General features: G+C 38.0%; 15 protein-coding genes and 1 other RNA gene. 15 read left to right on the plus strand and 1 reads right to left on the minus strand.

The features are described from left to right. Positions 1-8: 8 nt before the first annotated feature. Entirely contained in the window at positions 9-815 is an 807-nt protein-coding gene (gene panB / locus CDOM15925_RS01035) for a 3-methyl-2-oxobutanoate hydroxymethyltransferase (RefSeq protein WP_169940174.1), read from the minus strand. Between the two features lie 81 nt (positions 816-896). On the opposite strand from panB, the gene CDOM15925_RS01040 reads away from it, so the two are divergent. The 15 genes from CDOM15925_RS01040 (at position 897) to CDOM15925_RS01110 (ending at position 14710) form a co-directional block, all read left to right on the plus strand. Beyond that, entirely contained in the window at positions 897-1304 is a 408-nt protein-coding gene (locus CDOM15925_RS01040) for an Hpt domain-containing protein (protein ID WP_169940175.1), read from the plus strand. Between the two features lie 39 nt (positions 1305-1343). Further along, positions 1344-1703: a transfer-messenger RNA gene (ssrA, locus tag CDOM15925_RS01045) on the plus strand. Between the two features lie 352 nt (positions 1704-2055). Next, positions 2056-4836, plus strand: coding sequence for a nitrate reductase catalytic subunit NapA (gene napA, locus CDOM15925_RS01050; RefSeq protein WP_169940176.1), 2781 nt, complete (start codon positions 2056-2058; stop codon positions 4834-4836). 2 nt (positions 4837-4838) lie between these two features. Continuing rightward, on the plus strand, positions 4839-5594 hold the full coding sequence (gene napG, locus CDOM15925_RS01055) for a ferredoxin-type protein NapG (protein ID WP_169940178.1): 756 nt from the start codon (positions 4839-4841) through the stop codon (positions 5592-5594). Continuing rightward, positions 5594-6385 (plus strand): quinol dehydrogenase ferredoxin subunit NapH, encoded by a 792-nt coding sequence (napH, locus tag CDOM15925_RS01060; RefSeq protein ID WP_169940330.1) that lies wholly within the window; start codon positions 5594-5596, stop codon positions 6383-6385. The genes napG and napH overlap by 1 nt, the downstream gene beginning before the upstream one ends. Next, entirely contained in the window at positions 6386-6919 is a 534-nt protein-coding gene (locus CDOM15925_RS01065; protein WP_169940180.1) for a nitrate reductase cytochrome c-type subunit, read from the plus strand. Between the two features lie 2 nt (positions 6920-6921). Continuing rightward, positions 6922-7407, plus strand: a complete 486-nt coding sequence (locus CDOM15925_RS01070) for a 4Fe-4S dicluster domain-containing protein (protein WP_169940182.1) — start codon at positions 6922-6924, stop codon at positions 7405-7407. After that, a complete protein-coding gene (locus tag CDOM15925_RS01075) occupies positions 7404-8354 on the plus strand; it encodes a WD40 repeat domain-containing protein (RefSeq protein ID WP_169940184.1) in 951 nt (316 codons plus the stop codon). The genes CDOM15925_RS01070 and CDOM15925_RS01075 overlap by 4 nt, the downstream gene beginning before the upstream one ends. Beyond that, a complete protein-coding gene (locus CDOM15925_RS01080) occupies positions 8351-8698 on the plus strand; it encodes a chaperone NapD (RefSeq protein ID WP_169940186.1) in 348 nt (115 codons plus the stop codon). Before CDOM15925_RS01075 ends, CDOM15925_RS01080 begins: the two co-directional genes overlap by 4 nt. A gap of 117 nt (positions 8699-8815) precedes the next feature. Further along, positions 8816-10048, plus strand: a complete 1233-nt coding sequence (locus tag CDOM15925_RS01085; protein ID WP_349644303.1) for a Zn-dependent hydrolase — start codon at positions 8816-8818, stop codon at positions 10046-10048. 49 nt (positions 10049-10097) lie between these two features. Then, complete coding sequence (locus CDOM15925_RS01090; RefSeq protein WP_169940190.1) at positions 10098-10667, plus strand: hydrogenase-4 component G; 570 nt, start codon at positions 10098-10100, stop codon at positions 10665-10667. Beyond that, on the plus strand, positions 10654-11109 hold the full coding sequence (locus CDOM15925_RS01095) for a hypothetical protein (protein ID WP_169940192.1): 456 nt from the start codon (positions 10654-10656) through the stop codon (positions 11107-11109). The genes CDOM15925_RS01090 and CDOM15925_RS01095 overlap by 14 nt, the downstream gene beginning before the upstream one ends. Before the next feature lie 420 nt (positions 11110-11529). Further along, positions 11530-12714, plus strand: coding sequence for a major outer membrane protein (locus CDOM15925_RS01100; protein ID WP_169940194.1), 1185 nt, complete (start codon positions 11530-11532; stop codon positions 12712-12714). Positions 12715-12800: 86 nt separating this feature from the next. Beyond that, entirely contained in the window at positions 12801-13358 is a 558-nt protein-coding gene (locus CDOM15925_RS01105) for a c-type cytochrome (RefSeq protein ID WP_169940196.1), read from the plus strand. A gap of 188 nt (positions 13359-13546) precedes the next feature. Continuing rightward, positions 13547-14710, plus strand: a complete 1164-nt coding sequence (locus CDOM15925_RS01110; protein ID WP_169940198.1) for a major outer membrane protein — start codon at positions 13547-13549, stop codon at positions 14708-14710. Positions 14711-14754: the final 44 nt, after the last annotated feature.

Here is a 14754-nt window from a genome sequence, read left to right on the forward strand (position 1 = left end):
TATTAAATTTAGCTTTTATATTCAAATTCTTCACTTGGAAAAGCTCTTGCCTTAACCTCGTTTGCATAAGCTTTAACCGCTTCTTTTACTAAATTCGCTCCATTTAGATATCTTTTTACGAATTTTGGCTTGAACTCCTCAAAAAACCCAAGCATATCGGAAAATACAAGAACTTGCCCATCGACATCAACTCCCGAGCCTATGCCGATTACAGGCACATTTACGCTATTTGCTATCTCTTTTGCCACGTCGCTAAGAGTGCCTTCTGCTACGATCGCAAATACTCCCGCTTCTTCAAGAGCCTTTGCGTCTTTTATCAAATTTTTCGCTTCGTCTTCCTTGCGACCCTTTATCCTGTATCCGCCCTCATACCTAACCTGCTGAGGCATAAGACCTATGTGTCCCATGACGCTTATGCCGTTTTCACAAAGCTTTTTTATGATAGTCGCCATATTTCTGCCGCCTTCAAGCTTTACTGCATCAACTCCGCTTTTTTGGATAAATTTGATGGCGTTTTTAAGAGCTGTTCTTTCATCAGTATAGCTACCAAAAGGCATATCGGCTACCGTCAATGCTCTTTTTGTCCCGTTTGCTACAGCCGTAGCGTGGTATAGCATCATATCCATCGTAGCGCTTAGGGTGTCTTTTTTGCCGTTAAAGCTCATGTTTAAGCTATCGCCTATGAGTATGATATCCACATACTCGTCAAACAGCTTGGCAAATAGCGCATCATAAGCCGTAATCATAACTACAGGTTCTAAATTTTTCTTATTTTTTATATTATTTACGTTAATTTTTTGCTCTTTTTGGCTCATTTTCCCTGCCTTTTGCGTTTATACTTGATTAATTTTATCAAAAAAATGATACAATTGCCCTGAATATTTAAGGATGGAAGTATGGGCATATTAAAAAATCTTGAGATTGACTACTCTTATGATATTGTTGAAGAATTCCTATCTCACTACTCTTTAATGTGTGATTTGATGGAGCCTTTGATCATAGGACTTACAAGACAAGATAAATTTAAAAATAATATTGAAGAGCTATTTAGAATTTTTCATAATATAAAATCCGCAGCATCATTTATGAAGGTTGAACCTATTTTAAAGCTAGCCTCTCTTAGTGAAGAGGTTTGTTCTGAAGCAAGAGATCTTACTAAGCCTGCAAATGATGAATTTGTTGATTGGCTCTTGATCGTAAGTGATCAGTTTGGTAAATATCGCGATGATATAGAGTCGGATTCTGAATTTTTTAGCGTTTTAAATCCTTTGGTTGTAAAAATTCCATCAAAGCTTGATGTTTGACAAAAAAATAAAAATAAACTAAAATACGCGACTTTCTATGGGAGCGACTTGGCTTCGACAGGAGCAGAGCGGTCATGGTGGCACGTCGCTTTGAGCAAAGCGTAAAAAGCTCAAATTAAAATTAAACGCAAATAACGTTAAATTCGCTCCTGCTTACGCTAAAGCTGCGTAAGTTCAGTTGAGCCTTGCTTGTTTTGATACTATCTAAAAACATAAGCGAGTAACCCTAGATAGAGTAGGTTTGTAGTTTGACAAGCTTCAAGCTGAAATTTTGTCTTAGTCTAGCTTTTGGTTTTGGAAAGTGAGCCTTGCTGGATGAAAATTTCACTTTTGCTAAGCGTGTAGAGGCTGTGGTTGTTTTGTTTTTGGACAGGGGTTCGATCCCCCTCGCTTCCACCAAATTTTATTCCCCAATTTATTTCTTATATTTAATAAATTTTAAAGATAATTGCTAGATTTTATTATACAAATGTTACAAATTTACACTGATTATAAATATTTTCATTTTTAACATTTTAGTTTTTGTTTCTACTTTTGTTTTAAAAAGTTAGTATAAAGTTTTATATCTTAATGATTTTAAGATGTCTTTTTAAACTATAAATAATAATATAAATCACTATCTAAGTTAATTAAACAAAACTAAATAATAAATTAATTGATTTTAATCAATTTAAACTCAGCTTTTGTAAGCTAATATCTAAAATATAAAATAAAATTTTAAGAAAAAACTTAAAAAATTTAAGGAGAAAAGATGGATCGACGAGATTTTATTAAGAGTGCCGCTGCAAGTGCCGCTTGTGCTAGTGCCGGTATAGCGATGCCTGCTAATCTAATGGCAAATTCAAATGCCGAAAAAGGTTGGCGCTGGGATAAGGCTGCATGTCGTTTTTGCGGAACGGGATGCGGTATTATGGTTGCAACCAAGGACGGCAAAATAGTAGCCGTTAAAGGAGATCCGGCTGCTCCTGTAAACAGAGGCTTAAACTGTATCAAAGGATATTTTAACGCCAAGATCATGTACGGAGAGGATCGTATCACTCATCCGCTTCTTCGCGTAAATGAAAAGGGCGAATTTGATAAAAAGGGCAAATTTAAGCAAGTAAGCTGGCAAAAAGCGTTTGACGTAATGACCGAGCAGTTTAAAAAAGCTTATAACGAGCTTGGACCTCACGGTATAGGTGTGTTTGGCTCGGGTCAATATACCGTAATGGAAGGCGTTGCAGCCGTTAAGCTTATAAAGGCCGGTTTTAGAAGTAACGCTATCGATCCAAACGCTCGCCACTGTATGGCATCTGCGGTTGTTGCGTTTATGCAGACATTTGGTATAGATGAGCCTTCTGGCTGTTTTGACGATATCGAGCTAACCGACACGGTAGTGTGCTGGGGCGCAAATATGGCGGAGATGCACCCTGTGCTTTGGGCGAGAGTTAGCGATAGAAAGCTAGCCGATCCTGAAAGAGTAAAAGTAGTAAATTTAAGTACGTATTCTACCAGAACTTCGCACTTAGCCGATATCGAGATCATATTTACGCCATCAACCGACCTTGCGATATTTAACTACATAGCTCGCGAGATAGTTTATAACCACCCTGAGATGATAGATGAAGAATTTGTTAAAAAACACTGTATATTTACAACAGGTCCTGCCGACATCGGATATGGCTTAAGAAATAACCCCAACCATCCGAAATACACAAATGAAAAAGACATATTAGAAACAGAGCTTAAGAAAAAACTAAGTGATAATGAGGGCGTAACCCTTGCTTATCTTGGACTAAAAGCCGGTGATGTTATGGAAAATAAAAACAATGCCAAGGCCGGAAATCACTGGGAGATAAGCTTTGAGGAGTTTAAAAAGGCTCTTGCTCCTTATACTCTTGACTTCGTTGCTAAACTTGCAAAAGGCGATCCGAACGAGGATTTAGAGGAATTTAAAGCGAAGTTAAAAACTCTAGCCGAGCTATATATAGAAAAACAAAGAAAGGTCGTAAGCTTCTGGACTATGGGTATGAACCAACACCAAAGAGGCACATGGGTAAACGAGCAAGCTTACATGATCCACTTCTTGCTTGGCAAGCAAGCGCTTCCGGGATCCGGAGCATTCTCGCTAACAGGACAGCCTTCAGCTTGCGGAACTGCTAGAGAGGTTGGAACTTTTGCTCACCGCTTGCCTGCGGATATGGTTGTAGCAAACCCTAAACACCGCGAAATTTCAGAAAAAATTTGGAAGCTTCCAAAAGGCACTATAAATCCTAAGCCGGGTCCTCACTACATGCAAATCATGCGTGATCTAGAAGACGGCAAAATTAAGTGGGCTTGGGTTCACGTAAATAACCCGTGGCACAACACTGCAAACGCAAACCACTGGATAAAAGCGGCTCGCGAGATGGATAACTTTATCGTCGTTTCAGATCCGTATCCGGGAATTTCGGCTAAAGTAGGCGATCTTATCCTTCCAACTGCGATGATATATGAAAAATGGGGCGCATACGGTAACGCGGAGCGTAGAACTCAGCACTGGAGACAACAAGTTCTTCCTGTGGGCGAAGCGATGACTGATACATGGCAGATGCTTGAATTTTCAAAACGCTTTAAGCTAAAAGAGGTATGGAAAGAGCAAAAAGTAGATGATAAATTAACTCTTCCAAACGTGCTTGAAGAGGCTAAAGCGATGGGATATAGCGAAGAAGATACGCTATTTGACGTGCTATTTGCAAACAAAGAGGCAAGAAGTTATAGCGCAAAAGATCCTATCATGGAAGATTATGATAACACCGAAGTATTTGGAGATAGCAGAAAAGTAGTAGGAAGCGACGGCAAGGTGTTTGAGGGATATGGCTTCTTCATCCAAAAATACCTCTGGGAAGACTACCGTAAATTTGGACTAGGGCATGGACATGACTTGGCTGATTTTGATACATATCACAGAGTTCGCGGACTAAGATGGCCTGTGGTTGACGGTAAAGAGACGCAATGGAGATTTAATACGAAATTTGACCCTTATGCTAAAAAAGCCGATCCGACGGCTAAATTTGCATTCTACGGCAACAAAGACGCAAAACTTCCAAGAGGAGACCTAATCAAAGCGACAAGCGGAGATGAGAAATTCTCGCTTCATAACAAGGCTAAAATTTTCTTCCGCCCTTATATGGATCCGTGCGAAATGCCTGATAACACATATCCGCTTTGGCTATGTACGGGTCGTGTTCTTGAGCACTGGCATACAGGAACTATGACAATGCGCGTTCCTGAGCTATACCGTGCGGTGCCTGAAGCGCTTTGCTATATGAATGAAGAAGATGCACAGAAATTTGGTGTAATGCAAAACGAGATCATTTGGGTTGAGTCTCGCCGCGGTAAAGTTAAAGCAAGAGTAGAGCTAAGAGGACGTAACAAGCCGCCTGTAGGACTTGTATATGTGCCGTTTTTTGACGAGAACGTATTTATAAATAAAGTCTGCCTTGATGCAACTTGCCCGATATCAAAAGAGACCGATTTCAAAAAATGCGCGGTTAAAATTTACAAGGCATAGATATGAAAGATAGGCGCGAAGTACTCAAATTTGGCTTAAAGGCGATTAGCTTAGTAATCGCCGGAGGCTTTACTTGGAGTACGCAGACTAATCTTAAGGCTCAAACTCTCATCCTTCGTCCGCCCGGAGCAAGGGATGAAAAGGGCTTTATGGCTAGTTGTATAAGATGCGGGCTTTGCGTGGAGGCGTGTCCTTTTGATACGTTAAGCCTAGCAAAGCTTGGCGATAATATAAGCTTTGGAACGCCTTATTTTACGCCAAGAGAGGTGCCTTGCTACATGTGTACCGATATCCCTTGTACGGTCGCCTGTCCGACGGACGCTCTTGACGTGAAGCTTGTTAGCACTGACGATAAGCTTGATATCAACAAATCTCGCATGGGTATAGCCGTGCTTGACCCTTACAGCTGTATAGCCTTTGCGGGAATTCAGTGCGACGCCTGTTATAGAGCTTGTCCGCTTATAGATAAGGCTCTGGTGCTTGAGTATAAAAGAAACGAACGAACCGAAAAGCACGCATTCTTACTTCCCGTGGTGGATGCAAACTACTGCACGGGTTGCGGAAAATGCGAAAACGCTTGCGTAACGAAAAAAGCGGCGATTTTCGTGCTTCCAAGAGAGATAGGGCTTGGCGAAGTGAATGACAACTACGTTAAAGGCTGGATAGAAGGCGATGATACGAGACTAAAAGATATAGACACCAAGATCAAGCTTGATCAAAACAAAGTCAAAGACTACCTTAATAGCGGAGAGATATGATGAAATACTTACTGCTTAGAAGAATAACTCAAATTTCCATTTTGACTCTGTTTTTGATTAGTAATCTTTACGGACTTAAAATTCTGCAAGGAAATTTAAGCTCGTCTATGATTTTTGGCACTATCCCGCTTAGCGATCCGTTTGCGGTGTTGCAGCTGTTTTTAGCTAGTTTTACACTTGCCAGCTCTGCTGCGCTTGGGGCTTTGATAGTAGTGTTGATATACGCTCTTATAGCGCCTCGTGCATTTTGCGCTTGGGTGTGTCCGGTAAATATAATAACCGATTTTGCAAGATTTGTTAGAGTGAAATTTGGCTACGACAAAGATAAAAAGGTAGTCGTGTTTTCTAAGAGCTTTCGCTACTACATACTTGCCTTTGTGCTTTTTATGTCCGTTGTTATGCAAACGCCTGCATTTGAGGGAGTAAGCTTTATCGGCATAATTCAGCGCGGTATCATATACGGCGGCACGCTTTGGATATTTGTGGCTTTTGGCGTGTTTGCCATAGACGCTTTTGTAGGCGATAGGCTGATATGCTCAAAGCTTTGTCCTCTTGGCGCTTTTTATGCGACGATTGGCAAATTTGCGTTTATCCGCGTAGAGCATGATAGTCAAAACTGCACAAAATGCATGAAGTGCAAAGTGATATGCCCTGAAAGCCAAGTACTAGGAATAATCGGAAAAGAAAGCGGACTAATAACTTCTAGCGAGTGTATTAGCTGCGGGCGCTGTATAGACGTTTGTGGCGATGACGCGTTAAAATTTAGCATAAGAAATTTAAGGAGAAAATGAATGAAAACTTTTAGGTTTGCACTTGGTGCAATGGCTGCGGCAATCATCCTTGCAGGGTGCAATGCGCCGTCGGTCGCGGACAACAAGCCAAAGGATTTGGGCGGATTAAGAAGCTCTGATGTGATGGATGAAAATTCAGTCAAGCTACTGGAGTATCAATACTCAACCGATCCTGCAGGAAGCGCTAAAAATATAGAGCGCGCATTTGAAAACGCTCCTCCGATGATCCCTCACGATCTAGAAGGGCTTATCCCTATCACCAAAGATATGAATATGTGCGTAACCTGCCATATGCCTGATGTCGCCAAAGACGCCGGAGCTACGCCTCTGCCTAAATCACACTTTTATAGTATCAGAAACAACAAAGACTTAGCAGATAAGCTAAGCGATGATAGGTTTAACTGTACTCAGTGCCACGCTCCTCAAGCAAACGTGACCGTGCCGTTTAAAAATAACTTCAAACCTGAGTTTAGAACTAAAGACGGCGCAGAGAGGTCAAACCTGCTTGATATACTAAATGACGGTGTGAGGTAAGATTGCAAGAGGCGAATAATCTTTCAAGACGAAGACTTTTTACAAAAATTTTAGGCGCCAAAGAGCAGGCGCCTAATTTTATCGCTCCGCCGTATTTTTGCGGAGAATTTGACTGTGTAAATTGTCACGCTCCTTGTGTAAAGGCTTGCGGGCGCGAGCTTTTGAGATTTGAAAATCAAAGAGTCGTTTTTGAGTTTAAAAATTTAGGTTGCAACTTCTGCAAGGATTGTGCCATAGCTTGTGAAGAGATCGGCAAAGAGGTTTTAAGTCTAAAATTCTCAGCCAAAATAGAGGCAAAGGTTAGCATAGACGTAGATTCTTGTTTAGCGTGGAATAATACGATTTGCTATAATTGCCAAGATATATGCAAATTTAGAGCGATTGACTTTTTTGGTGTTTTTCGCCCTGTTGTAAACGAACGCTGCACGGGATGTGCGCAGTGTCTTGAGGTGTGTTTTAAAAATTCTATCAAAATGGAGGCTTTATGAAAATTATACTCGCTTTTTTAGCGCTTTTAAATTTGGCTTTTTCTCTTGATATCAAAGAGCCTTACAAGATCATAGAAGCGCACTCTAACGTTATAAGTTCCTCGCTTTTAAACGACAAACTTTATCTTGGTACCGATAGCGGTCAGGTAAATATCTACGATATGAAGAGCGAGGAGTTTTTAGAGCCTATAGTTTTACCAAAGATAAAGACGCATTTTACCGATGATGAGTTTGCAAAGGTATTTAGCATAGATGAGCTTAACGGCGTGCTGATGGTGCTAAGTGAGACGAGTTACGGCAAAAGACTTTTACATGTTTATGGGATGATTGACGGTAAAAGAGTAGAGACTAAGACTATAAATTTAAATAACGAATCAATCAAAAAGGCTCTGTTTTTAAATCCTAAAACAGCTATTATCGGCTCACTTAGTAATGAAATTTACTTTTTAAATTTAGAAACGGGCAATATCGACTTTAGCAAAAAATTTTCTATAGCGTCGCTATCTGACTTTGAGCTTAGCGAAGATAGAAGCAAGATAGCGGTGGGGTGTGAAAGCGGGATAGTTTATATATTTGACGCTAAAGAGCGCAAAGTGCTAAACGAGTTTGGCTTTCATAAAGATAATATGTATGATATAGAGTATAAAAACGGCGCTATCGTTACAGGCGGAGTGGATAGACACGCAGGAGTTTATAGTGGCGGCAGTATCGGCATGATGAGGTCAAATTTTTTAGTCTATGCGGTAGGTCTTAGCGATGACGGCAAACTTGGAGCATTTATGAGTGATGATCTAAGCGATATAGATGTGTTTGAAGTAAACAGCAAGAGAATTTTAGCAAGGCTAAAAACTATGCAAAGCACCATAAACGGCATACATTTTTTAGATGATAGTTCTCTCATAAGTGTTGCTTACGAGAAAAAAGTAAAATTTTGGAGATTTAGATGAATATTTCAAGTGTTATAGTGCATGTAAAAGATGAAAATTTGATAGATGATATCTTAAATTCGCTTCGTAAAATGAGCCAGTGTGAAGTTATTGCTTATGAAAATGCAAAAATAGTAGCGCTTATAAGCGTAGATAATTTTGAAGACGAGCTTGAGACTTTTAAGGCTATGGAGCGTATAAACGGAGTTGCGGGCGTTGCGATGGTGTATAGCTATCAAGAGGACTTAGAGGGGGATTTACAGAGGCTAAAAGAGAGCGGCAAACTCAGCGAAGTGCTTACAAATGACGATATGCAAGCTCGTGATATAGTTTATAGCGGTAGCGTTCATCATAAGGTTAAATAGCTTAAATTTAACCTTCTTTTTATTCAAATCTCTACTAAAATCAAAAAATCTAACCTCAAATTCAACGCAAACTATATAAAATATTAGAAAATAAAATTTTAGGAGCTTATAATGGGCGTGAATTTGAGTAGATTAAAAGATCTTTTTATAGAGATTAATTCTATAAACGATTATAGTTTCGGCGACGGAATGAGCCGACTTGCTTACACTTCTCAGGATAAAACCGCGCGCAAACTCTTTATAAAGCGCTGTCAGGAAGCGGGTCTTAGCGTAAGAGTGGATGCGATAGGCAATATCTTTGCAAGGCGCGAAGGGAGCGAGCCGAATTTACCTGCAATCGCCTTTGGATCCCACCTTGATACGGTTATAAACGGCGGACAGTTTGACGGAATTTTAGGCGTGCTTGGCGGACTTGAAGTAATTCGCTCATTAAATGATGAAAATATCAAAACAAAACACTCTCTTGAGTTAATCGTGTTTGAGTGTGAGGAGTCAAGCAGGTTTAATATCGCAACTCTTGGCAGCAAGGTAATGTGCGGTAAGCTAGGATATGAGAAGCTAAAGGATGTTAAAGACTTTACGGGACGTGAAATAGGCGAAATTTTTAGCGAATTCGGAATAGATATAAAAAGGATCGAAGAGGCTAAAAATTTAGAACCTAACTACAAAAGCTTTTTTGAAATTCATATCGAGCAAGGGCCGCTTCTTGATAATGAAAAAATTCAAATCGGCGTAGTTAGTGCCATCGCTGCGCCTCATAGATTTAGCGTGCGAGTTATCGGGCAGCCTCAGCACTCCGGAACTACTGCTATGAAATACCGAAATGACGCACTTTGTGCGGCGGCTGAGATAATACTGGCAGTTGAAAAGATAGCAAAAGATAATTCTCAAAATAGCGTAGTGGCAACTACGGGTAATTGCTCCGTAAAACCGGGCGTGATGAACGTAGTGCCGGGAGAGACGATGTTGCTCATTGATCTAAGGGGTATAAATTTGCAAACCCGTGAAGATGCCTACGCTCAGATAATCTCGCATATAAACAAAATAGAAGAGAAACGAGGCGTAAAATGCGAGATAAAGCAACTCGGTTTTGATACTCCATGCAGACTTGACGAGAGGCTTATAAATTTGATAGCTTCAGAGGCTAAGGGGTTAAATTTAAGCTATGAGATAATGCCAAGCGGAGCTGGACATGACGCGATGCATATGGCTGAAATTTGTCCTACTGCGATGATATTTATCCCTTCAAAAGACGGAATCAGCCATAATCCTTCAGAATTTTCGAAATGGGACGATATAGAAAACGGGCTTAATTTATTAAAAAATGTAATTTTAAATGAGTCTCTTTAAACTTAATTTAAAAAAGCATAGTAAAATTGATGAAAATAAAGGAGAATAAATGCAGATAAATTCGAATTTTAATAACTCAAATCCTTATAATTTAAGTAGTAAAGAAAACATTGAAAAATTTAGAGAAAATTTTACAAATTTAAATGCTAAAGAGCTTACAAACGGCTATTTCTTAGAGTTTCAAAATAAAGCCTTTAATCACACCAGTATAAATTTCGATACCCAATCAGCTCTTAGCTTGTTTGATCCTCAGGATATAAATTCTAAAAATTTGATGCAGATATTAAACAAGATTGATTATAGATCGATTGGTTATGACGGCAAAGACATAACATCTCTAAATCAAGACGAAGCAAAGGTGCTTATAGGCGAAGACGGATTTTTCGGTATCACAAATACGGCAAATAGAATCGCAGACTTCGTACTTAACGGCGCAGGAGATGATCTTGAGATGTTGAAAGCGGGCAGAGAAGGTGTCGTTAATGGCTTTAAAGAAGCCGAGCGCCTTTGGGGAGGAAATTTACCTGAAATTTCGCAACAAACTATCCAAAAAACTCTAGAAAAGATAGATGAACGCATAGCAAAACTAGGTGGAAATATCATAAATGTCGAAGCTTAAGCTTATTTGTATTTTGAGTTTTGCGACTTTATTTACGGGATGTTTTGACCTTTTTAACCAAACTCCAAATTTGCCAAGTCGCAGCACGATAAATCAGCCTGTTGTCAAAAAAGAACAAAGCATACGCGGCGTTATAGAGGATATTAGCTATACCGAAAATGGCTGGTGCTATGATATAAGAAGTGTTGATACGAGTAACGATAAGCTATCAAGCGGTAAATTTTGTGCCGATAAGCATTATTTTAATGCTGGCGATTTGATCTATGCAACTATTTTTGATACCAAAATAAAAAATATGTATCTTATACAGCAAGGCTACGTAAGCCCTAAAAAATCGTATAAAAATTTAAATACAAGCACAAAAGTTCAACAAACCAAACGTGCAACAAATAAAAAACAAGTTATACAACTGCCTAAAGATGAGAAGATCAACTTTGATTAGCCGTTGATTTACCGATGTGATTTATAATTTCATCAAGCAATCAAAGTTAGAACTCCTTTTAAGGGGGCGAGGCAAAGCTCCCTTTTTATTCTTTTAATAAATTATCTAAAATTTACTTTTAAGATTTTTGTTCAAAATTTATTAAAATTTTGATTTTTTAAGTGAAATTCGCTGATTTTAAAGGTTAAGCTTTTAAGCAAAACTTCTCAAAAATATAAAATTATAAAAACCGTTATCATAACTTTTTTGGAATGTATTTGGCTTTGTGTATTTAAAATCTTGATATTCTAATATTTTGTGAAAAAAATTAACACCAGATAACACAATATAAGCCATTAAAAAATGATTTAAGTTATTTTCCTTTTTAGTTATGGTAATATTTGCTTTATACGGTTTAACCAAACTCAATAAGGAGACAATATGAAACTAGCTAAGATTAGTTTGGCGACTTTGGTTGCTTTAGGTGCTTTCTCAAGCGTTGCAAGCGCAACTCCACTTGAAGAAGCGATTAAAAATGTAGATCTTTCAGGATATGCAAGATATAGATACACAAACGACCTTACTGACGTAAAAGGTGTAAAAAACGAGAACGGAAGACACCAGTTTAAGTCTATATTCTCTTTTAAAGCCGCACTTGATGATAACTTCTTCGGTGTTTTGAGTCTTAGATATAGCTCTAACGATAGTAGCTCAGGATATGCTAATACTGCAGACATAACTGATACAACAAGTACATTCGGTGTTCAAGAGTTCTATCTTGGATACAAAAGAGGTGCTACAACTGTAACCGCAGGTAAGCAAGTTATGGGGACATACTTCACTGACGATTTGGCTGGCACAGGTATTAAAATCGTAAATTCTGACATACAAGGTCTAACTCTTGCTGCAGTTGCATTTGATGCGATTGAGACAGGTGGTGATTTTGACGGTGAATTACAAAATACTCTTCCTCAAATTCCAAATGTGTATGGGTTAGCTGCTATGGGTAGTTATAATCCAGTTGACTTTAAACTATGGTGGACAAATTTAGAAAATATAGCTAATTTATATGCTGCGGATGCTGCTTTAAAATTTGATTTAGAAGCTGTAAAATTAGGCTTACAAGGACAGTATGTTCATAACCAAGCAAAACATGACTTGTATAGTAATGCTAACTTTTTTGCCGCTAAAGCAGACTTGGGTGTAGCAGGATTTGGAATTAATGCCGGATATATAAGCTTTAAGGCAAAAGATAATAAATTGTCATTTGTAACTATAGAAGATAACGGCAAGTTGATTAATCCTGGCAAACTAGTTAATAGCGTAATGAATGGCGGTAAGCAATACTACAATAATATTATGGACGATAATAAATATTGGTTTGTGGGAGCTAGCTATAAAGCTGATAAATTTGGAGCCTATGCTAACTATATAGATGGTGAAGGTTATAGTCATGCTGCTGGATTTGGTAAGGATACCGATCGAAAAGAATGGAATGTTGGCGGTAACTATAGATACAGCAAAAAGCTTAATTTCTCAACATTCTATGCCGCAGCAAAAGATAAAAAAGACGGTCAGTCTAATAAAAGAGATAGAATTAGATTTGAAACTAGATGGAACTTCTAATCTAATTTAGAATAAAATAAATATGCTATAATCCCAAGTGAGATTTTCTTGCTTGGGATTTTTAAATTTATAAGATAAGGGTTTTTATGCACTTTATAAAATTTGTATTTTTAGTATCTTTTGTATTTTGTTTTACTTTAAATAGTGATGAGCCAAGCTATGTGTTTGAGGCTAGGGGAGAATTTGCTAAAGAATTAAAGTCTTTAGTCGAAAAATATTCAAAAGATGAAAATATTAGTATAAATGTGTATGAAAAAAAAGCCCAAGATAATGATGGTAAATTTTTGAATATAGGTGTTGACAATAGTAGGAAATACAGTGTTGAAAAAGGACGTGAATTGTATATCAAAAATTGTGCGTCTTGTCATGGCAGTGACGGCAACAAAAGAGTTCATGGTTCAGAAAAATTAACAAAACTAAGTGCGGAAGATATAGAAATTGCATTTTCTGGATATTTAAACGATCCTTCTTATGGAGGAAGCGCAAGGGAGCTTATGAAAATGGTTGCGGCAAGAACTACATATAAAGATTTAGGCTCTATTATTGTCTTTTTGAAAGGTAAAGATGCACTTGACTATAAATATAATTCACAAGAAAACTCAGATGTTTCTACGAAACCTACGCAAGGAAGTTATTTAAAGTAGTTTGACTACTTGAAGTATAAAGCATTAATAATTGGTCAATATTTCTTGAAAGTTTTATTTTAAATACCACTTTTTAGTAAACGATCAGTAACAATTATGATAAATTTAATATAATTTAGTTAATTTTAAGCGAATTAAATATCTTTTTATGTTACTATTTCAAGGTATTTCTGATTGAAGGAGTTTAAATGAAACTAGCAAAGATTAGTTTGGCGACTTTAGTTGCTTTAGGTGCTTTCTCAAGCGTTGCAAGCGCAACCCCGCTTGAAGAAGCCATTAAAAATGTAGATCTTTCAGGATTTGCAAGATATAGATATACGACTACAAAAACAACAGATCCATTAAGTGTTAAAAATACTGAAGCTGGACATCAGTTTAAGTCTATCTTCTCGTTTAAAGCTGCACTGGATGATAACTTCTTTGGTGTTTTAAGCTTAAGATACAATGCTACAGATGGCTCTGCAGGCTATGCTGATACAGCTGATACTACAAATACAACAAGCACATTCGGTGTTCAAGAATTCTATCTTGGTTACATGGTTGGAAATACTACAATTACAGCTGGTAAACAAGTTATCGGAACGTATTTCACAGATGATGAGGCTGGAACAGGTATAAAAGTAGTAAATACAGATATAGCTGGATTGACTCTTGCCGCCCTTGCTTTCGATGCTCTTGAATATGGTAGCGAAACAGATTCGGCTATAGTTAAAGCTGCTTTTGAAAAAAATCTTTACGGCGTAGCTGCTGTTGGTTCATATGATCCTGTAAGCTTCCAACTATGGTATGCCAGCCTTGTTGATGTTGCAAATCTTATAGCTGCCGATGTTGCATTTAATTTTGATGTTAATGACGACGTAGGATTTGGTTTGCAAGCTCAATATGGACATACTGATGTAGATGATAAAGTAGTTGCTACTTATAAAGATACTGATTTTTATGCTGCCGAATTAGGCGTGGGACTTTTTGGAGCTGATTTGTCTGCCGGATATATTGGCTGGAAAGTAAAAGACAGAGCCGACGGTTTTTCAACTCTTGAAGATCAAGGCGAATTCATAAGCCCTGCTGAGCAATATCTTGATTATACAGCTCTTAATGGAAAAGGAAATTTCTGGTTCTTAACTGCAGGATATATGTTTGATAAGTTTGGTATCGGAGCTGATTACTTAAAAGGTAATGTAAAAGATAACGTAGATCAAAAAACAAAAGTTGAAGAGTATGTAGGTAGACTATCTTATGATTACAGCTCAAAACTAACATTTGAGAGCTGGTATTCTCATTTAACAACAAAAGTTAACACCGATAAAGAAAAATCTGAGAAATTTAGATTTCAAGCTAAATACTCATTCTAATTTTTCTTATGATACCTTGAGCGAATTATTTCGCTCAAGGCTGT

Source organism: Campylobacter sp. RM15925, from assembly GCF_012978775.1.
In the GTDB taxonomy this organism is placed as follows: Bacteria; Campylobacterota; Campylobacteria; order Campylobacterales; family Campylobacteraceae; genus Campylobacter_A; species Campylobacter_A canis.

What these genes read in the sequence shown, in the direction of transcription:
- napA (WP_169940176.1), top strand. Translation starts at nt 2,056, where the DNA reads ATGGATCGACGAGATTTTATTAAGAGTGCCGCTGCAAGTGCCGCTTGT.
- CDOM15925_RS01105 (WP_169940196.1), top strand. Translation starts at nt 12,801, where the DNA reads ATGCACTTTATAAAATTTGTATTTTTAGTATCTTTTGTATTTTGTTTT.
- CDOM15925_RS01075 (WP_169940184.1), top strand. Translation starts at nt 7,404, where the DNA reads ATGAAAATTATACTCGCTTTTTTAGCGCTTTTAAATTTGGCTTTTTCT.
- CDOM15925_RS01090 (WP_169940190.1), top strand. Translation starts at nt 10,098, where the DNA reads ATGCAGATAAATTCGAATTTTAATAACTCAAATCCTTATAATTTAAGT.
- panB (WP_169940174.1), bottom strand. Translation starts at nt 815, where the DNA reads ATGAGCCAAAAAGAGCAAAAAATTAACGTAAATAATATAAAAAATAAG.
- napG (WP_169940178.1), top strand. Translation starts at nt 4,839, where the DNA reads ATGAAAGATAGGCGCGAAGTACTCAAATTTGGCTTAAAGGCGATTAGC.
- CDOM15925_RS01095 (WP_169940192.1), top strand. Translation starts at nt 10,654, where the DNA reads ATGTCGAAGCTTAAGCTTATTTGTATTTTGAGTTTTGCGACTTTATTT.
- CDOM15925_RS01080 (WP_169940186.1), top strand. Translation starts at nt 8,351, where the DNA reads ATGAATATTTCAAGTGTTATAGTGCATGTAAAAGATGAAAATTTGATA.
- CDOM15925_RS01110 (WP_169940198.1), top strand. Translation starts at nt 13,547, where the DNA reads ATGAAACTAGCAAAGATTAGTTTGGCGACTTTAGTTGCTTTAGGTGCT.
- CDOM15925_RS01100 (WP_169940194.1), top strand. Translation starts at nt 11,530, where the DNA reads ATGAAACTAGCTAAGATTAGTTTGGCGACTTTGGTTGCTTTAGGTGCT.
- CDOM15925_RS01065 (WP_169940180.1), top strand. Translation starts at nt 6,386, where the DNA reads ATGAAAACTTTTAGGTTTGCACTTGGTGCAATGGCTGCGGCAATCATC.
- CDOM15925_RS01040 (WP_169940175.1), top strand. Translation starts at nt 897, where the DNA reads ATGGGCATATTAAAAAATCTTGAGATTGACTACTCTTATGATATTGTT.
- napH (WP_169940330.1), top strand. Translation starts at nt 5,594, where the DNA reads ATGAAATACTTACTGCTTAGAAGAATAACTCAAATTTCCATTTTGACT.